General features: G+C 73.0%; 25 protein-coding genes and 1 pseudogene. 5 read left to right on the forward strand and 21 right to left on the reverse strand.

The window, feature by feature from the left end; genetic code table 11:
* Positions 1 to 126, forward strand: a pseudogene (locus ACZ3KJ_RS33785) (ABC transporter permease); the annotation flags it as partial.
* Between the two features lie 136 nt (positions 127 to 262).
* Here the strand turns inward: ACZ3KJ_RS33785 and ACZ3KJ_RS33790 are convergent.
* The 7 genes from ACZ3KJ_RS33790 to ACZ3KJ_RS33820 form a co-directional block, all read right to left on the reverse strand.
* On the reverse strand, positions 263 to 2380 hold the full coding sequence (locus ACZ3KJ_RS33790) for a HelD family protein (RefSeq protein ID WP_467532667.1): 2118 nt from the start codon (positions 2378 to 2380) through the stop codon (positions 263 to 265).
* A gap of 106 nt (positions 2381 to 2486) precedes the next feature.
* A complete protein-coding gene (locus ACZ3KJ_RS33795) occupies positions 2487 to 3122 on the reverse strand; it encodes a TetR family transcriptional regulator (protein WP_467532669.1) in 636 nt (211 codons plus the stop codon).
* Between the two features lie 46 nt (positions 3123 to 3168).
* Entirely contained in the window at positions 3169 to 3948 is a 780-nt protein-coding gene (locus ACZ3KJ_RS33800) for an HAD family hydrolase (RefSeq protein WP_467532671.1), read from the reverse strand.
* On the reverse strand, positions 3897 to 4775 hold the full coding sequence (locus tag ACZ3KJ_RS33805; protein ID WP_467532673.1) for a GntR family transcriptional regulator: 879 nt from the start codon (positions 4773 to 4775) through the stop codon (positions 3897 to 3899). The genes ACZ3KJ_RS33800 and ACZ3KJ_RS33805 overlap by 52 nt, the downstream gene beginning before the upstream one ends.
* A gap of 19 nt (positions 4776 to 4794) precedes the next feature.
* Positions 4795 to 5706, reverse strand: coding sequence for a winged helix-turn-helix domain-containing protein (locus ACZ3KJ_RS33810; RefSeq protein WP_467532674.1), 912 nt, complete (start codon positions 5704 to 5706; stop codon positions 4795 to 4797).
* Between the two features lie 336 nt (positions 5707 to 6042).
* Entirely contained in the window at positions 6043 to 7299 is a 1257-nt protein-coding gene (locus ACZ3KJ_RS33815; RefSeq protein ID WP_467532677.1) for a GNAT family N-acetyltransferase, read from the reverse strand.
* Between the two features lie 176 nt (positions 7300 to 7475).
* A complete protein-coding gene (locus tag ACZ3KJ_RS33820; RefSeq protein WP_389521231.1) occupies positions 7476 to 8069 on the reverse strand; it encodes an RsiG family protein in 594 nt (197 codons plus the stop codon).
* Between the two features lie 158 nt (positions 8070 to 8227).
* Here ACZ3KJ_RS33820 and dtd point away from each other — a divergent pair, with 158 nt between their 5' ends.
* A complete protein-coding gene (gene dtd / locus ACZ3KJ_RS33825) occupies positions 8228 to 8653 on the forward strand; it encodes a D-aminoacyl-tRNA deacylase (RefSeq protein WP_467532679.1) in 426 nt (141 codons plus the stop codon).
* A 480-nt stretch (positions 8654 to 9133) separates the two neighbouring features.
* The gene (locus ACZ3KJ_RS33830; protein ID WP_389521228.1) at positions 9134 to 9379 is read left to right on the forward strand and encodes a hypothetical protein; all 246 of its coding nucleotides are present in this window, start codon (positions 9134 to 9136) and stop codon (positions 9377 to 9379) included.
* Positions 9380 to 9509: 130 nt separating this feature from the next.
* Here ACZ3KJ_RS33830 and ygfZ read toward each other — a convergent pair whose 3' ends face one another.
* From ygfZ to ACZ3KJ_RS33860, 6 genes are all read right to left on the reverse strand, one after another.
* Positions 9510 to 10475, reverse strand: a complete 966-nt coding sequence (ygfZ, locus tag ACZ3KJ_RS33835; RefSeq protein ID WP_467532682.1) for a CAF17-like 4Fe-4S cluster assembly/insertion protein YgfZ — start codon at positions 10473 to 10475, stop codon at positions 9510 to 9512.
* 10 nt (positions 10476 to 10485) lie between these two features.
* Entirely contained in the window at positions 10486 to 10947 is a 462-nt protein-coding gene (locus ACZ3KJ_RS33840; RefSeq protein ID WP_467532683.1) for a Fur family transcriptional regulator, read from the reverse strand.
* Positions 10948 to 10999: 52 nt separating this feature from the next.
* Complete coding sequence (locus ACZ3KJ_RS33845; RefSeq protein ID WP_389521223.1) at positions 11000 to 11575, reverse strand: heme-binding beta-barrel domain-containing protein; 576 nt, start codon at positions 11573 to 11575, stop codon at positions 11000 to 11002.
* A gap of 232 nt (positions 11576 to 11807) precedes the next feature.
* On the reverse strand, positions 11808 to 12710 hold the full coding sequence (locus tag ACZ3KJ_RS33850; RefSeq protein WP_467532757.1) for a hypothetical protein: 903 nt from the start codon (positions 12708 to 12710) through the stop codon (positions 11808 to 11810).
* A 158-nt stretch (positions 12711 to 12868) separates the two neighbouring features.
* Complete coding sequence (locus ACZ3KJ_RS33855) at positions 12869 to 13759, reverse strand: hypothetical protein (protein WP_467532685.1); 891 nt, start codon at positions 13757 to 13759, stop codon at positions 12869 to 12871.
* A complete protein-coding gene (locus ACZ3KJ_RS33860; RefSeq protein ID WP_467532686.1) occupies positions 13756 to 14460 on the reverse strand; it encodes a hypothetical protein in 705 nt (234 codons plus the stop codon). Before ACZ3KJ_RS33860 ends, ACZ3KJ_RS33855 begins: the two co-directional genes overlap by 4 nt.
* A 332-nt stretch (positions 14461 to 14792) precedes the next feature.
* Here ACZ3KJ_RS33860 and ACZ3KJ_RS33865 point away from each other — a divergent pair, with 332 nt between their 5' ends.
* The gene (locus tag ACZ3KJ_RS33865) at positions 14793 to 15155 is read left to right on the forward strand and encodes a DsrE family protein (RefSeq protein WP_385070300.1); all 363 of its coding nucleotides are present in this window, start codon (positions 14793 to 14795) and stop codon (positions 15153 to 15155) included.
* Here ACZ3KJ_RS33865 and ACZ3KJ_RS33870 read toward each other — a convergent pair.
* The 8 genes from ACZ3KJ_RS33870 to ACZ3KJ_RS33905 form a co-directional block, all read right to left on the reverse strand.
* The gene (locus ACZ3KJ_RS33870) at positions 15149 to 15409 is read right to left on the reverse strand and encodes a DUF3099 domain-containing protein (RefSeq protein WP_467532689.1); all 261 of its coding nucleotides are present in this window, start codon (positions 15407 to 15409) and stop codon (positions 15149 to 15151) included. The genes ACZ3KJ_RS33865 and ACZ3KJ_RS33870 overlap by 7 nt on opposite strands.
* Positions 15410 to 15551: 142 nt before the next feature.
* On the reverse strand, positions 15552 to 15839 hold the full coding sequence (locus ACZ3KJ_RS33875; RefSeq protein ID WP_009189358.1) for a DUF1416 domain-containing protein: 288 nt from the start codon (positions 15837 to 15839) through the stop codon (positions 15552 to 15554).
* Between the two features lie 46 nt (positions 15840 to 15885).
* Positions 15886 to 16731 (reverse strand): sulfurtransferase, encoded by an 846-nt coding sequence (locus ACZ3KJ_RS33880; protein WP_467532691.1) that lies wholly within the window; start codon positions 16729 to 16731, stop codon positions 15886 to 15888.
* A 136-nt stretch (positions 16732 to 16867) separates the two neighbouring features.
* A complete protein-coding gene (locus ACZ3KJ_RS33885; RefSeq protein ID WP_385070376.1) occupies positions 16868 to 16954 on the reverse strand; it encodes an Ms5788A family Cys-rich leader peptide in 87 nt (28 codons plus the stop codon).
* Between the two features lie 206 nt (positions 16955 to 17160).
* Entirely contained in the window at positions 17161 to 17889 is a 729-nt protein-coding gene (locus ACZ3KJ_RS33890) for an LmeA family phospholipid-binding protein (protein WP_467532693.1), read from the reverse strand.
* 161 nt (positions 17890 to 18050) lie between these two features.
* Positions 18051 to 19667, reverse strand: a complete 1617-nt coding sequence (locus ACZ3KJ_RS33895) for a hypothetical protein (protein ID WP_467532695.1) — start codon at positions 19665 to 19667, stop codon at positions 18051 to 18053.
* A gap of 2 nt (positions 19668 to 19669) precedes the next feature.
* Positions 19670 to 19924, reverse strand: coding sequence for a MoaD/ThiS family protein (locus ACZ3KJ_RS33900; RefSeq protein WP_467532697.1), 255 nt, complete (start codon positions 19922 to 19924; stop codon positions 19670 to 19672).
* Between the two features lie 41 nt (positions 19925 to 19965).
* Entirely contained in the window at positions 19966 to 20805 is an 840-nt protein-coding gene (locus ACZ3KJ_RS33905; RefSeq protein ID WP_467532699.1) for an alpha/beta hydrolase, read from the reverse strand.
* Positions 20806 to 20975: 170 nt separating this feature from the next.
* On the opposite strand from ACZ3KJ_RS33905, the gene ACZ3KJ_RS33910 reads away from it, so the two are divergent.
* Positions 20976 to 21755: a winged helix-turn-helix transcriptional regulator gene (locus tag ACZ3KJ_RS33910; RefSeq protein WP_467532701.1), complete on the forward strand. Its 780-nt coding sequence runs from the start codon at positions 20976 to 20978 to the stop codon at positions 21753 to 21755.
* Positions 21756 to 21816: the final 61 nt, after the last annotated feature.

Below are 21816 nucleotides of genomic sequence, written 5' to 3' on the forward strand. Positions count from 1 at the left end.
CTCCGCGGACTGCTGCTCGGCACCGAGATCGGCCACGACGGATGGCTCGCGATCGCCTGGTGCCTGGGCCTCACCGCGCTCGGCTACCTCTGGTCGGCCTCGACGTTCGACCGCGACCCGAAGTAACCGCCATGACAGCGCGGGTCGGCCCCCGCACCTCGTACCGCAAGGCCTGGCGGCGTACTCCGACACCACGTCGGGTACGCCGCCAGGCCTTCCGCCGCAGGAGGACGACCCCTCGGGGCGGGCGTAGGGGTACGTGTCACCAGGGCACCCCTCTCTCCTCCACCACCACCAGCCGCGACACCGCCCGGGTCAGCACCACGTACAGCCGGTTCAGCCCCCGCTCCTCCGCCTCGGCGATGGCGACCGGTTCCACGGCGACGACGTGGTCGTACTCCAGTCCCTTGACGGCGGTCGCGGGGACGACCGTCACGCGGGTGCTCGTGTCGTCGGGGCCGGAGGCGGTGGGGACGCCGGCCTCGGCGAGCGCCCGGCGGATGCGGGGCGCGTCGGCGTCGGCGGTGACGACGCCGACGGAGCCCTCGTGGGCGAGGGCGTCGCGGACCGCGGCCACCACCGCCCCCGGCAGGTCACCGGCCGCCCCGCGGACGGCGAGTTCACCGTCCCGGCGCAGGGAACGCGCGGGCGGCACGTCGGTGTCGAGGCGGGCCAGGATCCGGTTGGCGAGCGCGAGGACCGGGGCGGGGACGCGGAAGCCGGTGGTCAGCGGGACCACTCTCGCCTCGGGCTTGCCCAGGTGGGTCAGCAGGTCCCGCCAGGAGCGCGCGGCCCAGGGCGAGGTGCCCTGCGCCAGGTCGCCGAGGACCGTCAGCGAACCGAAGGGCACACGGCGGGCGATGGCCCGGCACTCCATCGGGGAGAGGTCCTGGGCCTCGTCGACGACGACATGGCCGTATCCCCCGGGGCGTTCGAGGAGCCCGGCGACCTCGTCGAGGAGGACGAGGTCGGCGGACGACCAGCGTGCGGAACGGGCCGAACGGGGTGCGCCCGGCCGGTGCAGGGCCGCCTGCTCCTCCGGGGTCAGGATGCCGGCCGCCGCACGTGCCAGCTCCCCCGGATCAGCGAGGAGCCGGGCCACGATCTCCTCCGGGCGCGCCTTCGGCCAGACCGCGTCCACACAGGCGCCCACCGGGCGCGCCCGTTCCATCCGGCGGAGCCAGGAGGCGGGGCGCGGGCCGCCCCGCTGTTCGGCCTGCTCCTGGATCCGGCGCACGATCCGGCTGCGTACCCGCTCGCGCCCGACCTCGTACGGCGGCTCCTCGGCGAGGACACCGGTCACGATCCGCGCGACCTCGTCGCCCGTGACCCGCCGGCGGTACGGCCCGTCCGGCACCGTGAGGCCGTCCGCGCCACCCGCACCACTCGCGCCGGTCGCCTCGACTCCGCCGTACAGCGCCCGGCGCAGCACCTCGGCCATGCGCGGGTCGTGCTTGACGGCGGCGGCGGGCGCGGGGTCGGTGACGGTGACCGGGTGCCGGGCGATCTCGTCGGCCAGGGTCGACTGCCGTACGCCCGTCTCGCCGAGGGAGGGCAGGACCTCGGCGATGTAGGAGAGGAAGGTGCGGTGGGGGCCGAGGATCAGCAGGCCGTCGCGGCGGAAGCGCCGGGGGTGGGTGTACAGGAGGTAGGCGGCCCGGTGCAGGCCGACGGCGGTCTTGCCGGTGCCCGGGGCGCCCTGCACGCACACCGACTCGGCCGGTTCCGCGCGGACGAGGTCGTCCTGCTCGGGCTGGATCGTCGCGGCGATGTCGCGCATCGGGCCGACCCGGGGGCGTTCGATCTCACGGGCGACGAGGGCGCTCGGCCCGGCCTCCCCGCGTCCCAGGTGCTCGTCCTCCAGGCCGGTCAGATCGGCGGAGTCGCCGCGGCTGCCCGGCGCCCAGCCGAACCGGCGGCGGACGGCGACGCCCTGCGGGTCGCGGGCGCTCGCCTGGTAGAAGGGGCGCGAGACGGGGGCGCGCCAGTCGACCACGAGCGGCGGGGCGGCGGGGTGCTCGCCGATACGGACGCGGCCGATGTGGTGGCTGAGGCCCGCGTGCTCACCGCCGGTGCCGTCCGCGAAGTCCAGGCGGCCGAAGAAGAGGGGGCCTTCGGGGAGTTCCCGCAGCGCCTTGGCCCGGCTGCGCAGCCGGTACCCGAGGACCTCGGCGTCGGCACCGGAGGCGGAGACGTCCTCCCCGGTGACGACCTGGACGTCGGCACCCGCCAGCATCCCGGCGAGGGCCGCCCGGCAGGCGTCGTGGTGGGCGCGTTCCCGCAGGAGCGCCGCGGCGAGGCCGGGGTCGTCGTCGGACGGGCGGGCGTCGGCAGCGGCGGGCCGCCGGTCGTCCTCGGGGGCGGGGAGGGATGACGTCATGGCCCGAGCGTACCCATAAAACGTAACTCAGTTAATTTTTTTACTCAGCCTCACACCATGCGGGCGGCCCCCGCCGGGCGGCCGGCCGGTCGAAAGGCCGGCCGCTTCACCGCCCGGCCGACGGCCGGGCCAGCCACGGCAGGCCCGCCTCCAGCACCGCGAACGCCCGTTCCGCCGCCGCCACCGCCTCCGGCCGTACGTCCTCCACCCGCTCCCCCGCCGCGATCCGCCGCCAGTTCTCCTCGGCGAGGATGCGCCGTACGGCGACGATCTGGCCGGCCGCGAGCCGGGCGTCGAGGTCGCCGCCGAGGGCGTCGGCCAGGGCGGCCTCGGACCGTTCGAGATGGGCGTGGAGGCGGGCGACCAGTGCGGGGGTGCCGTACAGGAGGGCGTGGAAGGCGCGCACCTCGGGGTGGTCGTTGAGGCCGGTGACCGGGTCGGCCGCGGCCAGGCCCGCGAGGAAGTGCCGGCGCAGGGCGGCCAGCGGCGCGGCCCCCTCGTCCCGCGCCCCGGCGACCACCTCCGCCGCCTCCCGCTCGTGGTCGGCGATCCGGTGCAGGACGAGGTCCTCCTTGGCCGGGAAGTACCGGAAGAGGGTCGGCTTGGAGATCTCCGCCGCGGCGGCGACCTCGGCGACGGACACCGCGTCGAAGCCCCGCTCCACGAAGAGGCGGACGGCGATCTCCGACACGGTCCGGTACATCCGCCGCTTCTTGCGCTCGCGCAGGCCGGTCTCGCTCATGGGGGGAGCCTAGATCCCCGATGGACTGAGCAGGGGCCCCGGGGGATCAGCCGACGCGGGCGCGGACCGGCGCCGTCCGCCTCACCTCGGTGAGCACGGGTTCCAGCGACGCCACGACGCGGGTGACGCCCGCGTCCCTCAGGAGCGCGGCCTTCGCCTCGCCCCGCGCGTAGCCCAGGAAGGGGACCCCGGCCTCCGCCGCGGCCCGGGCGTCCGTGGGCGAGTCGCCGATCGCCAGCGCGTCCTGGGGTGCCGCGCCCAGGGCGGCGAGCGCGCGGTGCAGTGTGTGCGGGTGCGGCTCCGGACGGCCGAGGTCCGCCGTGCGGCCGTGGACGTGGGAGGCGAAGCAGGACGTCAGGCCACGGCCGGCCAGGTACGCGGCGACCGCCCGCGCGGAGACGTCCGTGGTGATCGCCATCCGCACGCCGAGCGCCGTCCACGTGCGGATCAGGGGGTCCGCGTACGCCGTGGGCATGGCGGAGGGACAGGCCCGCGTCTCCGCCCGGGTCAGTTGCTCCTCCAGCTCCGCCACCAGGTCGCCGCCCGGGTGCGCGCGGCCGACGGCACGCAGGACGGTCCGGGGGTCCGCGGTCCGCCGCTCGGACTCCGTCAGCAGGCCGGCCAGGTCACGTTCCCGCAGCCGTCGCACCAGCGCGTGCGCCACGTCCTCCGCCGGACACCCGGCGAACAGCCGGCAGACCGGCCCGTCGAAGTCCCACAGGACCACTTTCGCCCCGACGACCAGTTCCCGGAACCCGCTCGATTCAGCAGTCACTAAGTGAGTGTCAGGTCCGTGGTGATGGTTTCCCAGAGGGCGTCGAACCATTTCCGCGACTCGTTCACGAAAGCCGCCTCGTTCGGTCCCCGGCCCGACGCGAAGGAGAAGAGCAGCGACTGGAAGTCGAGCACGTCGTACATGTTCAGCGTGGCGTCGTCGATGGACTCCTCGCGGCGCGTGACGGTGTAGTACGCCATCAGCGCCTCCGTCTCGTTGAAGAGGTACAGCTTCACCGGCGGGGTGAAGGGCAGTGCGCGGAAGGCGACGCTCACGTCGATGCCGTGCGAGGAGCGCAGCGCCACGAGGTTGTGGCGCAGCACCTGCCCCTGGGCGTTGCGCATGGCGAGCCAGCGCTGGTGCACCCGGTCCTCGTCACCCTGCCCCTCGATCGGGACCGGGAAGGCGAGGTCGATGTCGCGGGACGGCAGGAGGATGCGGACGTCGACCCGTTCCGGGCGGATGCGGCCTTCGTGGATGCGGCGCAGCGGCTCCCCCAGGGCCAGCATCAGGCTCTCGGCCGTGAGGCAGGCCGCGTCGATCCGGACGTGCGGCGCGGTGAAGGCCTCCGCGAGGCGGGGGGCCAGCGCGACCATGGTCGGCTGCGGCTCCCGCCCGTACGCGTCCGTGCCCGGCGCGGCGATGCGCGGCGGGCTGCCCTTGTTCACGTTGCTGAGCAGCCCGTCGTCCTGGAGCAGCCGCAGGGCCTGGCGGACGGCGCCGCGCTCCACGCCGAACTCCTCGGCCAGTTCGGCCTGGGTGGGCAGACGGTCGCCGGCCTTGAGCTGCCCGTCCCGGATGCGTTCGCGCAGGACGTCGGCGATCTCCCGGAAGCTGAGCCGCCGGCTGCCGTTCACTGCCGCACTCTCCTCGGTCACACGCCCACGGTACGGCCCTTCAGCCGTTCAGGTGCAGGTCCGAACTGATGGTCTCCCACAACGCGTCGAACCACAGGTGGGACTGCTCGACGAAGGCGCGGTCGCGCGGTCCGGCGGCCGCCTCGAAGCCGAACAGCATCGACTGCGCCCCCTCCGCGTCGTACATCTCCACGTGCTCGTCGCCGATCCCCACCTCACGGCGCCTCACGGTGTAGTAGGCGAACAGGGTCTCCGACCCGTTGAGGAGGTAGAGCTTGACGGGCGGGGTGAAGGGCAGTGCGCGGAAGGCGACGCGCACGTCGATGCCGTGCGTGGAGCGCAGCGCCAGCAGGTTGTGGCGCAAGACCTGCGCCTGTGCGTTGCGCGTGGCGAGCCACTGCCGGTGGACGGGACGGTCCGGACCGGCGCCGTGGCCCTCGACCGGCACCGGGAAAGCGAGGTCGATGTCCCGGGACGGCAGCAGGACCCGCACGTCCACCCCGGCCGGTCTCAGCTGCCCGGCATGGATCTGGCGCAGGGGTTCGCTGAGGGTGAGGGTGAGGGTGGTCGAGGTCAGGCACACGGCGTCGATACGGACGCGCGGGGCGGCGAAGGCCGCGGTGATCCGGGGGGCCAGGGCCACCGCGGTGGGCAGCGGCGGCGCCCCGGAGCCGAGGGGCCCCTTGCCCGGGGCGGCGGCGATGGTCGCCGGGCTGCCCTTCGACACGTTGGTCAGCAGCCGCTCCTCGTGCAGGATGCGCAGCGCCTGCCGTACGGTGCCGCGCTCCACGCCGAACTCCTCGGCCAGCTTGGCCTGTGTGGGCATGCGCTGCCCCGGCCTGAGCTCACCGGTCCTGATACGGGCGCGCAGTTCGTCCGCCACCTCGCGGTACGAGCGCTGAGGCGGCCGCGGTCTCCGCCGACCGTTGACCAGGGCACTTTCCGACGTCACAGCAGAACAGTACAACTTTGCGCCATCTTCCGGCAGTTGCCCGGTAGATGGTTACCAGACACTTCCAACTCAGCACCATATTGGCTAAGTTGGCGACCAACTCGTCCAACATGGCCGTACTTCGCGGGGTTGGTCGGGCTCCCCTCCGGAGGGGAGCCGGGAGCCCGGCCGTTCAGCGCACCCCACGCACGGACAACCGATCGGCACAGCCACAACCGAACAACGGGCACGACCGCACAGCCACAACTGAAGAACGGCACCACAGCACATCGCCGGATCGGCCGCGGCGGCTACGGATCATCGCGCACGGCACCGCCCCCCACGGCAGGAGGGAGCTCAGAACATGTCCGGGCACCAAGGCCGCCTGGACGTACGCAGCAGGGCGTCGGCCGACCTGGCGGCGCCCGCTCGTTCTTCCCCGACGCTCCCCAGCGCCGCCAGCCGGACCGCGGACTCGTCGCCCAGCCACAGCCTCGCCAGCCCGGCCACGTCCAGCGCGAGGTCGGCGCTCTCCGTCGTCGGGGTGCAGGACCCGCCCAGCGGCGACGCCTCCAGCCGGAACCGGCCCCCGGCCAGACCCCCCGGGTCGGCCACCTCCAGCACCAGCGTCCCCTCCGCCCCGTACGTCCGCGCCTCCAGGGCACGTACGACGTCCAGGATCCGCACCCACAGCCAGTCCGCGTGCGTGGCGGTCCGCGCGGACCGCGGGTCCGGCAGCAGGAAGGGGAGCAGGTCGTCGGGGGCGCGCCAGCCGCTCTTCACCTGCGTGACCCAGTCGATCGAGCAGAGGTAGCGCCACAGCGCGCGCTCGGCGGCCGGGCCCGCCGCGAGCAGCCAGTTCACGGTCACCGTGTGATGCGGGCGCTTGTCGGGCCAGTGGTCGTCCGAGGTGTACGAGGCCAGGCCCTCGACCTCGCCGTCCGGCGAGCGGTACAGCGCGTAGAAGGGCTCGGTCCACGACGGCTCGAACCGTACGGCGCCGGTGTTGCGCTGCCACCACAGCTCGTCGCGGCTGACGGCGCCGGGCTGGGCGCGGCGCACCCGCTCGTGCAGCTCGGGGCCCAGCTTGCGGACGTCCTCGCCGTCGACGAGGTCGATCCGGCCGCCCGCCTCGTCCTGGCCGGAGCGGCGGGGGTCGAGGCCGGTGCGCGGCACGTCGACGGTCCACTCGGTCGCCCAGGTGGCGGGGCCGAAGCCGTACCGGCCGTAGATCGGGTACTCGGCGGCGATCAGGGTGGCGACGACGGCCCCGCGCTCCTTGGCGGCCGCCAGGTCCTGGCCCATCATGCGGTTGAGCAGGCCGCGGCGGCGGTGGGTGGGGGTGACGGTGACGCCCGTGACGGCGTTGGCCGGGACGGACCCGCCGCCGACGGCCGTGACCTGCTGGTCGAAGGACTTGAAGGTGGCCACGCACCGGCCCGCGTCGAAGGCGCCCAGGTGGCGGCCGGGGACGAACTGGCTCCGGCGGCTGCTCAGCTCGGTCTCCCCGACCACCGGTTCGCGCAGGAAGCCGGTATGCACGGCACGGAGCCAGTGGGGGAACTCGTCCTCGGTGACGGGACGTATGTCGAGTGCGTCGGCTCGGTGGGTCATGACGTCACCGTAGGCAGGGTGGGGTGGGTGCCGTCGAGGCCTTTTCGGCCCCTCCGCGCGCCGCCCCGCCCGCCCCGCCCGCCCCGTACGACCACCTGCCGCTGCCGCCTGCCGCCTGCCGTGTGTCCGGTCCGGCCGGTCCACCCGGTCCGCCCCGTCCGCCCCGTCCGCCCGGCCTACACCAGCAGGTCGTCCACCTGCGCCTCCCCCTCCCGGTACCGGCGGGTGATCTCCGCGCCGCAGCCGTCCGCCGTCCGCTGGAGGCGCTGCCGGCAGCGGGAGACCTGCTGCTCGTAGCCGACGAGGCGGGCCATCGCCTCGTGGAGCTCCGGGTCGGTGCGGGCGGCGAGGTCGGAGAGCTCGACCTCGGCGAGCATGTCCGCGGCCAGCCGCCCGTACTCCTCGCTGTGCGGGGTGCCCAGGGTGACGTGGCGGGCGGAGGAACGGTGCCGGGCCGGGGCGTCGGTGAGGATCTCCGGCAGACGGGCGACCACGGAGTCCCCGGCCGGTTCGGGCACGGCCGCCGGCCCACGGCGGGCCAGCTCTGCGCGCAGGATGTCGATACGGCCCTGGAGGAGCCGTCGTACGTAACTGAGGTCCGCCTCGTCGCGCTGCGCGTCCCGGCGCAGGGTGCGCAGCTCGGGCAGGCTCAGGCGGGCCGTGTCGTGCTCGGGCGGCTCCGCGGGCAGCCTGCACGGCGGACTGTCGGTGCGCTGCACGGGCGGTCGCTGGGTGGTCGTCCCCAGCGGCCCGGTGCTTGGTGTGCTCATGTGGCTCTACCGTCCCCTCGACCGGCGTGTGGGAGCATCGTGCCACCCCAAGTGACCCCTATGTGACCGAGTGCCCCCGAACGGCCCAGATCCGGGCCAAAGGATCAAAAAGAATCCCCTGGCCGGCGGTTGCGGGGGCACACGGCATGATGGTCCGCATGCGTGCAGTGGTGCAGAGGGTGGACGGCGCGAGCGTCGTCGTGGACGGCGAGACGGTGGGCGAGATCACCGGCGAGGGCCTGTGCGTCCTGGTCGGGGTCACCCACGAGGACACCAAGGAGAAGGCGGCCCAGCTCGCCCGCAAGCTGTGGACCCTGCGGATGCTGGCCGACGAGAGGTCGTGCAGCGACATCGACGCGCCCCTGCTGGTCATCAGCCAGTTCACCCTGTACGGCGACGCCCGCAAGGGCCGCCGGCCCACCTGGAACGCGGCCGCCCCCGGCGACGTCGCCGAGCCCCTCGTCGACGAGGTGGTGGCGCGGTTGCGCTCGCTGGGCGCGACGGTGGAGACGGGCCGCTTCGGCGCACGGATGCGGGTGTCGCTGACGAACGACGGCCCGTTCACCGTGCTGATCGAGGTCTGATCCGGACCGCCGGGGCCGGAAGGCTTCGGGTCCAGGTCCGCACCTCACGGGTCCGGGCGCCACAACTTCGGTCCATCCGTCGGCAGTTGTTCCCGAGTTGTTTATGGATCCCCGCCACGTGGGGATAAGTAGAGCGAAGTTGGTTGCCAACTTGGCCATGTTGGCGGCGAACGCCGCCGGATCCCTGACTTCCCTGTCAGCCCAGGTGGGTCGGACCCCAGGTCGTCGGCAACCGATCACCGGGGCCTGTAGCAGCGGGCCCCGGAAGACCCGGACCGCCCCGGGGGTCACAGGCCTCCGGGGCGGCGGTCGTGCTTTCCCTACGGAGAACGGTGGAGTGCCCCTCCCCTCCCCGCCGTATCCCTTTTCCCGTACCCCGGCGCGGTGTTGCGCGGCCCGGACCCTGGGCATCTCTCCGGCACGGTGCACGCGGCTGCTACCGCGGGCGCCACTCACCTGGGCTGACGAAGGGAGCGGGGCATGGGACACCACCTGCCCGGAGAAAGGGGATCCGGCTCACCACCGGAGACGAGGGACGAGGGGGCCGGCGTCGCGCGGCTGCCGATGTCCAACGCGATCGCAGCGGTGATCATCGCCGTCGCGGCGCTGCTGGGCGGCATCACGGTGCTGCTCGTGATGCCGGGGACGCTCGAGGCGCTGGGCACCGCGGTGACGATCAGCGGTTCGGGCTTCACGCTGGCGGCGAAGATCGCCGTTCCGCGCTGACCCGGTCCACCGCACCGGCACCCCGCCGGGCCCGCCGTGCGGGGCCCGGCGGGCGACGGCCACGCAGGTTTCCCCGCGCTCAGGGTTCCTCACCGCGCCCGGGGCTCCCCGCGCGCAGGGTTCCCCACGCTCAGGGTTCCACGACGACTTCCTGGGACGCCGCGGTGCTGTCCGCGACCAGGGGGGCGTCGACCGGGACGTTCCGCTTGACCAGGGCCAGGGCCACGGGGCCGAGTTCGTGGTGGCGCGCGGAGGTGGTGATGAAGCCGATCTTGCGGCCTTCGGGGCCGTCGGCCGCCAGGCGCAGTTCGGTTCCGGCGGGCGGGAGGTGCACCTCGCTGCCGTCCAGGTGCAGGAAGACCAGGCGGCGCGGGGGCTTGCCCAGGTTCTGGACGCGGGCGACCGTCTCCTGCCCGCGGTAGCAGCCCTTCTGGAGGTGGACCGCGGTACCGATCCAGCCCAGCTCGTGCGGGATGGTGCGGTGGTCGGTCTCGAAACCGAGCCGCGGGCGGTGCCGCTCGACGCGCAGCGCCTCGTGGGCGAGGATCCCGGCGGCGGGGCCCGCCTTCCCGGCGTACGACTCCAGGTCGGCGCGCGGGAGGAAGAGGTCGCGGCCGTACGGCGTCTCCCGGACGACGACGCCCTCGGGCACCTCGGCGATGGACCCGGCCGGCAGGTGCACCACCGCGAACGCGTCGGTCCGGTCGGCGACCTCGACCCGGTAGAAGAACTTCATCGACTCCAGGTACGCGATCAGGGCGTCCTGGGTGCCGGGTTCGACATGGGCCCAGACCGTCGCGCCGTCGTCGACGAGGTAGAGGGCGTGCTCGATGTGGCCGTTCGCGGAGAGGATCAGCGCCTCGGTGGCCTGGCCCGTGGGCAGGTCGGTGACGTGCTGCGTGAGCAGGAGGTGCAGCCAGCTGAGCCGGTCCTCACCGGAGACGGTGACGACTCCCCGGTGCGAGAGGTCGACGAATCCGGTGCCGTCGGCGAGGGCGCGCTGCTCGCGGAACAGGTCGCCGTAGTGGGCGGCGACGCCTTCGTCCACGCCCTCGGCGGGAACGGCGCCGGGCAGGGACAGCAAGGGGCTCTTCATGAAGACAAGCCTACGACTCGGTAGTTGAACTCTCGCTGGTCGAGGCCTTGAGCGAGCAGTCCTTGCACCGGCCGAAGATCGCGAAGTGCTTCATGTCGGTCTCGAAACCGAACGTCGCGCGCAGCTTGGCCGTGAAGTCGGCGGCGATCTGGATGTCCGCCTCGATGACGTCCCCGCAGTCGCGGCAGACCAGGTGGATGTGGTGGTGCCGGTCGGCGAGGTGGTAGGTGGGCGCGCCGTGGCCGAGGTGGGCGTGGCTGACCAGCCCGAGCTCCTCCAGGAGCTCCAGGGTCCGGTAGACGGTGGAAATGTTGACCCCCGACGCGGTCTTCCTCACTTCCACGAGGATGTCGTCGGGGGTCGCGTGCTCCAGGGTGTCCACGGCTTCGAGCACGAGTTGCCGCTGCGGGGTCAGCCGGTAGCCGCGCCGTCGCAGATCGCTCTTCCAGTCGGTGCCTTGGGTGCTCGCCACACAGGAGAGTCTAGGACCACTTGAAGATGCGAGGGCTACGCGAAGAGTCGAGCTACTTGAAGAAGGCGATGCCGTCGTCCGGCATGTCGTCGGGCAGGGCCTTGGCCCAGCGCTCGACGTCCTCCGGGGTGACGACCTTCTTCAGGTGGGCGGACATGTAGGGGCGCAGCTCGACGTCGGGGGTCTGCTTCTCGCCGACCCACATGAGGTCGCTCTTGACGTAGCCGTACAGGCGCTTGCCGCCGGAGTACGGTCGGGAGGCCGCCGTCCGCGCCACCGCGTCCGTGACCAGGTCGATCTGGGGCTTCTTGTCGGCGAGCTCGCCGTACCAGATCTCGATGACGCCGTCGTCGCGGGTCATCGTGACCTCGACCTTGCGGGCGCCGTCGATCCGCCAGAAGCCGGACTCGGACTCCAGGGGCCGGACCTTGTTCCCGTCCTTGTCGAGGACCCAGGTGTGGGAGTGGTACTCCAGGAAGTCACGGCCGTCGTGGCCGAAGGTGACCTCCTGCCCGAAGTTGCACTTCTCGGAGCCGGGGAAGTCGTGCACGCCCGCGCCCGCCCAGCTGCCGAGCAGGAAGGCGAGCGGGACGAGGTCCTTGTGGAGGTCGGACGGGATCTCGATCATGGGTGGCAGTTCCTGGACGTGGTCGGTCAGCGCTGGCCCTGGTACAGCTTCTTCACGGTCAGCCCGGCGAAGGCGAGGACGCCGACGCAGACCAGGACCAGCAGGGCTTCGAAGAAGATCTCCACGGGGTGCTCCTCGGATGAGCGTGCTTCAGGTGTGCGTACAACAGGGCCGGGCCCCAGCTTACGCGGCCGGGGCCCGGCCCTCTTCGTGAGGTGTGCCCTCACGGGCGTCAGCCCAGCAACTGGCTCTGGAGCGTGACCGTCTGCTGGAAGGGGACGGCGGCGGCGCCGCCCGCGCGGCTCTGGAGGATCACCGCGTAGACGTCGCCCGCGGCGAGGGCCGCCGCCCGGACCTGTTCCGCGCCGTACGGCTCGGCCTCGGCGTGCAGGACGCGTTCGATCTCCGGGGCCCCGGGTTTCGTCTCGAAGGTCTCGTCGTACGGGAGCGTCTCCGCGCCGCGCACCTGGCGGACCAGGTCGGCGTAGGGGACGGCCTCGCCGGCCATGACGGTGTCCACGACGACCGCCGTGTCGAACTGGAGGAGGTAGATCCGGGTCCGCGTCCCGTCCGGGGTGGTCCAGCCGCAGGCCGCTATGTGCCTCAGGCCGTGGTCGACGAGCTTCTGGCCCAGTTCCGCGCGGTCCTCCTCCAGCGCGTACTCGGCGAGGTAGTCCTCCGTCCCCAGCCAGCCGTCCGCGCCGCGCAGCGCCTTGTCCTCGGTGGCGCCCTCGGGCGCGGGCAGGAGGAGGGCGCGCAGGTCGGCGTAGTGGGCGCCTGCCGGGTTGGCCTCGTCGAACGGTCCGGGGCTGCCCGACGGCAGCGGCGGCCTGGTGAGCGTGGGGTAGTCCCAGCGCCCGTCCGACTCCGTCGCCAGCCCCGGTACGTCCGTCCGCTCCACGGCGGAGATGCCGTACGCGGTGGCCGTGCCGACCGCCGCGAACACGGCGACGGCGGCGGTCCAGCGGAGGACCGCCCGCAGGACCCCGCGGTCCCGGGCGGGCCGGACCGCAGCGGCCGCCTCGGGCGCGGCGGTCGCCTCGGGCGCGGCGGTCGCCTCGGGCGCGGCGGTCGCCTCGGGCGCGGCAGTCGCTTCGGGCGCAGGCGGTTCGGCCACGGCGGTCGTCTCGGCCATGGCAGTCGCCTCGGGCGCGGGCGGTTCGGGCGCGGCGGGCGGCTCGGGCGCGGCGGTCGTCTCTGCCACGGCAGTCGCCTCGGGCGCGGGCGGCTCGGGCGCGACGGCCGACTCGCTCGCCGGATCCGCGATCTGCTGCTGCCCGGTCTGCTGCTCGGTCATACCGCCTCCCCCGGCTCCGCTATGCGGTCGAGTTGGGTGCGCAGGAACGTCGCCGCTCGTGCGGTGTCGAGCGGCTTCACGCCGGTCGCGGTGGCGGTGACCAGGACGTCACCGACGTAGGCCGAGCAGTACATCGCGTCCAGTTCCTCGTCGTCGTCCTCGGGCGGCAGGAAGCACTTGGCGTCCTTGTGGCCCTTGATCCGCGGGCCCTCGCGGAAGATGTCCAGGGCGGCGAGGAACTCGTTCTGGAAGGTCGCGATGCCCCGGACGGCGTTCTGGTCCGCCATCCGGGACAGCACGACGCTCATCGTGTACAGCTCCTCGTTCGCGTACGGGGCGGGCGGCCCGCTGAGGTAGCTGCGCATCGCCATGCCCTGGATGTGCATCTCGTCGATCCGCTGCTCGAGCTGCTTGCGCTGGGAACGCGGCAGACCGCTCAGCGCCTCCTTCTGGAGGGCCGTGGCCTGGGCGCCGCCCAGCTGCGCGTCGGAGCCGTACTCGCCGAGGTCCGGGCCCTGCGACCAGCCGTCGGTGCCGTAGGGCACGAGGGTGGCGGCGAGCCCGGTCGCGGTGGGCGCCTCCGTCCGCACGGACGCCGTCTTCGGGAACTTCCACACCGGGGCCCCGGCGTCACGGTCGGCGCCCCGCACGGTCACGACGGTGCAGCCGACCCCGGCGAGGAGCGCCCCGGCCAGCAGCACGGACCCGGCGACCACGGCGGCGCGGCCCCGCCGAGCGGGCTTCTCTGCGGACTCGGCGGATTCGGCGAATTCGGTCCGTCCGGTGGGTGCTTCCGCGAGCTCTGCGGATTGTGCGGGTTCAGCGGGTGCCACGGCCGGCTCGGTCGGCTCGTCGGCTGCGTCCGGGGTGTTGCGCGCGTCGGTCACAGCCGCTCCATCTGCCGCTGGGCGAGATCCACGATCGTCTTCATCTCGAACGGCTCGGCGCCGTAGGCGAAGATCTCCATGGCGATGTCCCCCCGCCAAGCAAAGGCCTCGGCCCCGTACACCGGCTCGTAGCCGGGCTCGACCTCCGGCTCGGTGTGCACGTACGCCATGCCGTCGCCGGTGCCGGGAACGGTCCAGCTGTCCGTCGTCTCGTCGTCCTCCGCCGCGCGCTGGTCGTTGTGACTGGCCGTCTCGGCCGCGAGGGCTTCCCGCTGCCGGTACTGGACCAGCCGGATCTCCACGGTGTACGCCGAGCCGACCTCCCAGCCCGTGACGGCCGCCCTGCGGAACTCGGAGCCGATGAGGTCGCCGAAGATCCAGCCCGGCTCGGTGTAGGTGTCGGCGTAGGCGGCCAGGTCCATCCAGCCGTCGTCACCCAGCCAGTCGGCGTCCCTGGCGCCCTTCGGCTTCGACAGCAGCAGCTCGCGCAGGTCGCCGTCGGTCTTCACCCGCCGGTCCTGCGCCGCCGGCAGCGGCGCGGGGGCCGGGCCCTTCGCCTGGGCGATCTCCGGCTGCGAGAGCGACGGCAGCTTCGTCGGCTCACGGTCGGCCTGCACCAGGTAGCCGGTGCAGGTACCGGCCACCAGGCCCAGCACGGCGGCACCGGCGATCAGCGCAGCGGTACGCCGGCCACGCCGCACGGGCCGCGGTTCCCCGGCGGCTTCTTCCGCGACCTCGCCCTCGTTCCCGCCGGCCTCGTTCCCGTCGGCCTCGACGAGCGCCTCCGGCGGCGCCTCGCCCGGTTTCCCGCCGGGTAACCCGTCGGGTCTCTCTCCGGATCTCTCTCCGGATCTCTCTCCGGATCTCTCTCCGGCCGTCTCGCCGGGTTTCTCCTCGGGCAGCCCGTCGGCCCCCGTCTCGCTCGTTCCCACACCATCCCCCTCAGGACATGAAGCGCGCCTTCCGTATCGCGCTGCACAGGAGACTCATGGGTGCCGGGGGCAGTTGCGTCGATCTTGATTACGATTCAGGCATGGCGAAGAAGCTGGTGATCAAGGTGACGGCGGGGGCCGACGCGCCCGAGCGGTGCTCGCAGGCGTTCACGGTGGCGGCGGTGGCCGTGGCCAGCGGGGTCGAGGTGTCCCTGTGGCTGACCGGGGAGTCCGCCTGGTTCGCGCTGCCGGGACGCGCCGCCGAGTTCGAGCTGCCGCACGCCGCACCGCTGCCCGACCTGATCGACTCGATCATGGCGGGCGGCCGGCTCACGCTGTGCACGCAGTGCGCGGCCCGGCGGGACATCACGGAGAAGGACGTCCTGGACGGCGTACGGATCGCGGGCGCGCAGGTGTTCGTGCAGGAGTCGCTCGCCGAGGACACCCAGGCACTGGTCTACTGACGGCGCTTCTTGCCGTCCAGCTCGTCCCACCAGTCGTCCGACCTGGGGTCCCCCGACGGGGCGTCCCACCAGCGGTCGTCGGGGCCCCGGCGGTTGGCGACCATCGCCGCGAGCGGCGGGATGACCATCGCGACCACGCACATCCCGACGGCCACGGGCACCGACCACAGGCGCACGACGCCCCAGGCCAGGACGAAGAGCCCGATGCAGACGCCCATCATGGCGAAGTACGTGTGGCGCCGCCGTGCGTACATGCGTCCAGGGTAGGTCCGTGCCGCCGGCCCGGGCAGCCCGAAGGGCCGCACCCCTGGCGTCCAACCCGCGGGGTGCGGCCCTTCGGTCGTTCACCGGTCCGTCCGGACCGTCAGCGGTCCGTTCAGACCGTCAGCAGTCCGTTCAGACCGCGATCGCGACCTCAGCGAGGCCGCCCTTCTGGGCGACGACCGTGCGGTCGGCGGTGCCGCCGGGAACGAGCGCACGGACGGTCCAGGTGCCCTCGGCCGCGTAGAAGCGGAACTGGCCCGTGGCGGAGGTCGGGACCTCCGCGGTGAACTCGCCGGTCGAGTCCAGCAGACGGACGTAGCCCGTCACCGGCTCGCCGTCGCGGGTCACCTGACCCTGGATGGTGGTCTCACCGGGCTTGATCGTCGAGGCGTCCGGGCCGCCGGCCTTCGCACCACACATGTCGTTCTCCAGAAGGGGTCTGACCAGAAGGTCGGTCGGGTGGGGGTTACTTGTTGGCGCCGAGCTCGATCGGCACGCCGACGAGGGAGCCGTACTCGGTCCAGGAGCCGTCGTAGTTCTTGACGTTCTCCACGCCCAGCAGCTCGTGCAGCACGAACCAGGTCAGGGCCGAGCGCTCGCCGATGCGGCAGTACGCGATGGTGTCCTTGGCCAGGTCGACCTGCTCGTCGGCGTAGAGGGCCTTGAGCTCGTCGTCCGACTTGAAGGTGCCGTCGTCGTTGGCGTTCTTCGACCACGGGATGTTGCGGGCGCTCGGGACGTGGCCCGGGCGCTGCGACTGCTCCTGCGGCAGGTGGGCCGGGGCGAGCAGCTTGCCGGAGAACTCGTCGGGCGAGCGGACGTCGACCAGGTTCTGCGCGCCGATCGCGGCGACGACGTCGTCACGGAAGGCGCGGATCGACGTGTCCTGCGGCTTGGCCTTGTACTCGGTGGCCGGGCGCTCGGGCACCTCGGTGCCGTCGACCAGCTCGCGGGCGTCCAGCTCCCACTTCTTGCGGCCGCCGTCGAGGAGCTTGACGTTCTCGTGGCCGTACAGCTTGAAGTACCAGTAGGCGTAGGACGCGAACCAGTTGTTGTTGCCGCCGTAGAGGATCACCAGGGTGTCGTTGGCGATGCCCTTCGCCGACAGGAGCTTCTCGAAGCCCTCCTGGTCGATGAAGTCGCGGCGGACCGGGTCCTGGAGGTCCTGCGTCCAGTCGATCCGGATCGCGTTCTTGATGTGGTTCTTGTCGTACGCGGACGTGTCCTCGTCCACCTCGACGACGGCGATGTTCTCGTCGTCCAGGTGGTCCTGCAGCCAGTCGGCGTCGACCAGGACGTCGCTGCGGCTCATGCTCGTTCTCCTCCGGGGCAGTTGCGGCGGGGGTGTGCAAGAAAGAGGGTGCGCGACCGGGCTTCGCCGGCGGCCGGCGCACGGATGCCCTCGAGCGAGGGCGCCGGGAGGCGCGGAAGGCCGGCGGCGCTTCCGCTCAGGAGGCAGGGCGACAGAGCATGGCGGCGACGCGGCACAGGTCTACTGCCCGCCGCTTCGTGAGATCCGCCTGTCGCTGCATCATGCTGTCGATCGTAGGGACGGACAGGCGGGCATGTCACCGGCGTGTCGTATGGTGAGACGCGATCGTCCGGATGGCGGAACGAGGAGGCGATCCGGGAGGTCGCCGCGGGCACGCCGAGGGCGCGCGCCCGCCATCCCCTCTGCGGTGCGGACGCAGGCGTCTCGCCCTTCGGACCGAAGTCGCCCGGCGGGGCGCCGAAGGCGCTCCTACCCGGCCAGCCGGACGTCGGAACCCTTCACCGAGATCTGCACGCCGTTCGCCCCCGCCTCGACCTTGTCGAGCTGGATGCCGCCGGGCAGGTCGTCGATCTTCTGCTCGAAGTCGGTGATGGAACGGACCTCGTCCTCGGCGGTCTGCACACCCCCGAAGCTGGGCAGCGAGTCGGCGTGGACGCGGACGGTGTCGCCCTCGACGGCGACCGAGCTGAGGAGGGGGTAGGTCTTCTTCGCGCCCAGCGCGGTGACCTCGACGTTGACCTTGATCTTCCCGTTGCCGCCGTCGGAGAGGCCGACGACCTGGGCCGTCACCCCGGGGAAGACCTGCGTCGCCTCGGGCTTCGCGGCCTTCAGCAGCTCGGCGTAGGTGAGGGAGGCCGTGCCGGTGGCGGTGGCCGCGGTGGCGGAGCTGTAGTCGCCGGAGAACTCGACGCCCTTCATGTGCGCCTCGAGGTCGTCGATGCGGATCGTGCCGCCCTCGGTGCCCGCCGCCTCGTAGGCCGGGATGCCGACCTCCACGTCGTCCAGCTCGCCGCCCACGACCTGGGTGAGGAAGGGGAAGCCGTTGATGGACACGTCCGGGGTGGCCGCGAGGTTCTCGCTCGTCTTCAGCCTGTCCGCGACCTCGCCCTCCGCGAAGTTCACGGCGAGGCGGTCGGCGAGCACGAAGAGGCCGCCGAGGACCACCACGAGGACCAGCAGTATTCGAAGCGCGCGCATTGCGGTCGTTCCCCCACCCGGACGGTCTGACAGTCGGTTCATGGACGAGTCACGGTAACCCCGCGCGGAAGGGGCGCCACCGGATTGTCGATCACCTGTGACAGACGGCGCGCGGGCCGGCCGTCGGCGGCGGCGGGCCGGGGCGCGCCGCCGCCGACCGCTCAGCCGAGGGCCCGGCCGAGGACGTAGACGGCCGGGGCCGCGGCCGCCAGCGGCAGTGCTACACCCGCCGTGAAGTGGACGAAGCGCGACGGGTAGTCGTAGCTCGCGGCCCGGTGGCCGATCAGGGCGCACACCGCCGCTCCCGCGCCGAGGAACGCGCCCCGCGCGCCCAGATCCGTCATCCCGCCCACCGCGACGCCCGCGCCCGCGGCGGCGAGCAGCGAGACGACCACCGACGCCGGGGTCGGCAGGGGCAGCGCGCGGGCCAGGACGGCGACCGCGACCGCGGCGGCGCCGACCGTGACCGCGTCCGGGTCGGCCCCCAGATGGCCGGTGGCCATGATGGCGAGCGCGGCCGAGGCGACCGTCGCCATCAGGCCGTACATCCGCTCGTCGGGGTCCGCGTGCGAGCGGAGCTGGAGGACCAGGCAGAGCAGGACCCAGACGCCGAGGGTGCCGAGGATGGCGGCGGGCGCGTGGGCGCGGCCCGCGACGAGGAGGGCCACGTCGGCGACCAGCGCGCCGAGGAAGGCCAGGGCGATGCCCTGCCGGGCCGGCCACATGCCGTTCAGCCGGAACCAGCCCGCCGCCGTCACGGCCTGGAGGACGACCAGCGGGACGAGCAGCGCGTACGTGCCGACGGCCGCCGTACCGGACAGCAGCAGGCCGAGGAGCGCGGTGAGCGCGGCCGGCTGCATGCCGGGCTCGATGATCGGCGAGCGGCCCTCCAGGCGGGCCCGCTGGGCGTCGGTGACGCGGGCGTTGCCGGCGAGGGTGGCGGGACCGTAGGAGGAGAGGTCGGCGGGCTCGGCGGCGGAGGCGGGGGCGGTGGCGGTGGCGGGGGCCGCTGAGGGGGTGGGGGTGGGCGCGGAGGCCGGGGCGGTGGGTTCGGCGGTGGGTTCGGCGGCGGGCGGGGGCGTGGTGGACGCCTGCGGCCGCCCGTAGGAGGGCTGCTGCCCGCCATGGGAGGTCTCCTGCCCGCCGTAGGTGGTCTGCTTCCCGCCGTAGGTGGTCTGCTGCCCGCCGTACGACGCCTGTGGCCCGCCGTAGGAGTCCTGCCGCCCGCCGTACGACGCCTGCTGCCCGCCGTACGAGTGCTGCTGATGTCCGTCCGGCGTCTGCTGCCCGCCGTACGAGTGCTGCTGATGTCCGTCCGGCGTCTGCTGCCCGCCGTACGAGTGCTGCTGACGTCCGTCCGGCGTCTGCTGCCCGCCGTACGGCTGCTGCTGCCCGTGGGGTGGTGTCCGCTGTCCGTACGGTGCCTGCTGCTGCCAGGCGGGGGACGGCGCCGGCGTCGCGGCCGGGCCGGACGGGGACGGGCTCTGCGGGCCGCCGTACGACGGGGCGTCGCCGGTCTGCGGCGGCAGGTACGCCGTCTCGGCCGCGTCCACGGCGGGGACCGGCGGCTGGAGGCCGGTCTCCCAGGTCTGGCCCTGCCACTGCTGCGTGTGCTGGAGCCGGTCCTGGGGGTCCTCGTACCCGGGCTGGTGCTGCCCGGGCCACGCCTGCGGATACTGCGGCTGCGACCGCGGCGTCGACTGCTGCGGATGCTGCGGATGCTGCGGCCGGTAGGGGTCGTAGCCCTCGTACCCCTGCGCGTACGGCTGGTCGGTCATCGTCACCCTCCTGCGAACGGCGGGAGCACCTCGACCGTGCCGCCCTCGGCCAGCCGTACCGTCTCATGTGCGCGGGTGCCCACGGGGTCGCCGTCGACGAGGAACGAGCACCGCAGCAGCACCCGTACGAGTTCACCGGGGTGCCGGCCGCGGGCGGCGTCGAGCGCCTCGGCGAGCGTGGCCGCGTCGTACGGCTCCTCGGCGACTCCCGCCGCGGCCTTGGCGGCCGCCCAGTAGCGCACCGTGCCCTTTGCCATCTCGTTCCTCAGTCAGTCCATCGACGGTCAACAGGGTCAGGCTAGCCCGCCCGGGAGACCGCCCAGTCCCCGATGCGGGCCAGCAGGGCGTCACCGGCGGCGTGCTCGGCGTGGCCCATGCCGGGCTCCAGCCAGAGTTCGCCGTGCTCGCCGGCGGCCTCGGCCAGCATCCGGGGGTGGTCGACGGGGAAGTAGCCGTCCCGGTCGCCGTGGACGATCAGCAGCGGGGTCGGCGCGATCCGCGGGACGGCCTCCGTCGGGGACAGCGGTACGGGGTCCCAGTCCCGGTGGTGGATGCGGGTGCGGAAGCCGTAGCGGCCGACCAGGCGGCCCTCGGGGCGGGTGACCATCCAGTGCAGGCGGCGCATGGGGGCCGTGCCCCGGTAGTACCAGCGGGCGGGCGCGCTGACCGACACCACCGCGTCGACCGTGCCCGGATGCAGTGCCGCGTGCCGCAGCACCACCGAGCCGCCCATGGAGAAGCCGACGGTCACCACGCGCGCGTGCCCGAACGAACGCGCCCACTCCACGGCGGCCGCCAGGTCGAGGACCTCGCGGTCGCCCACCGTGGAGCGTCCGCCGGAGCGGCCGTGGCCCCGGAAGGAGAAGGTGACGACGGCCCCGTGGCGGCGGAACACCGAGGCGACCCGGCGCACGTGCGGGCGGTCCACGTCGCCGGTGAAGCCGTGGGCCACGACGAACACCGGGTGACCGGAGGATGGCGTGGAGGCGTCGTATACGACCGCGCCCGGGTCGTATACGGAATCGACGGACAGGCCGTCGGCCGTGTACAGAAACGTCCGCAATGGTGTGCGTCTGCTCGTCTCGGAATGCGGACGAGCGGTGGAACGCGCCGCATGACCTGCCCGGCTGTTGCTCATGTGGGCTATTCTGCTGGGCAGAGGACTCGGGCAGCGTAGCCCCCGGGTCCTTTTGTGCTTTCGGAAGCGTTGTATACGAAGCGGGAAACCGCAGGTGTACGGGGCCCCGGGATCGCAGAGCAGTGCCGCACCGCACACGTCCTCGCAGGGACCGAGGAGGAACCAGACGTATGAGTTCTCTGCTGCTCCTGACCAACGCCCTCCAGCCTTCGACGGAGGTGCTCCCCGCACTCGGCCTTCTGCTGCACAACGTGCGGGTGGCTCCGGCGGAGGGCCCCGCCCTCGTCGACACCCCGGGTGCCGACGTCATCCTGATCGACGGGCGCCGTGACCTGCCGCAGGTGCGCAGCCTGTGTCAGCTGCTGCGCTCCACCGGGCCCGGCTGTCCGCTCGTCCTCGTGGTGACCGAGGGCGGTCTCGCCGCCGTCACCGCCGACTGGGGCATCGACGACGTGCTCCTCGACACCGCCGGTCCGGCGGAGGTCGAGGCGCGGCTGCGGCTGGCCATGGGCCGCCAGCAGATCGTCAACGACGACTCCCCCATGGAGATCCGCAACGGCGACCTCTCCGTGGACGAGGCCACCTACTCCGCCAAGCTCAAGGGCCGCGTCCTCGACCTCACCTTCAAGGAGTTCGAGCTCCTGAAGTACCTCGCGCAGCACCCGGGCCGCGTCTTCACGCGCGCGCAGCTGCTCCAGGAGGTCTGGGGCTACGACTACTTCGGCGGCACCCGGACGGTCGACGTCCACGTACGCCGTCTGCGCGCCAAGCTCGGCCCCGAGCACGAGTCGCTGATCGGAACCGTCCGGAACGTCGGTTATCGATTCGTTACTCCCGAGAAGATCGACCGTGCCGCCGAGGACGCCAAGGGCAAGGCGGACCGGTCAAAGGCGGACGATGCGGACAACGCGGTCTCCGTGGGCGCGGAAGAGGTCGCGGCGGAGGCGTGACGCCGACCGGGCCGGGCACCGCTCCCCCGTGCCGGGGCGCACTCCGGCACGGGCAGGGCGC

This window comes from Streptomyces sp. NPDC003248 (assembly GCF_055563235.1).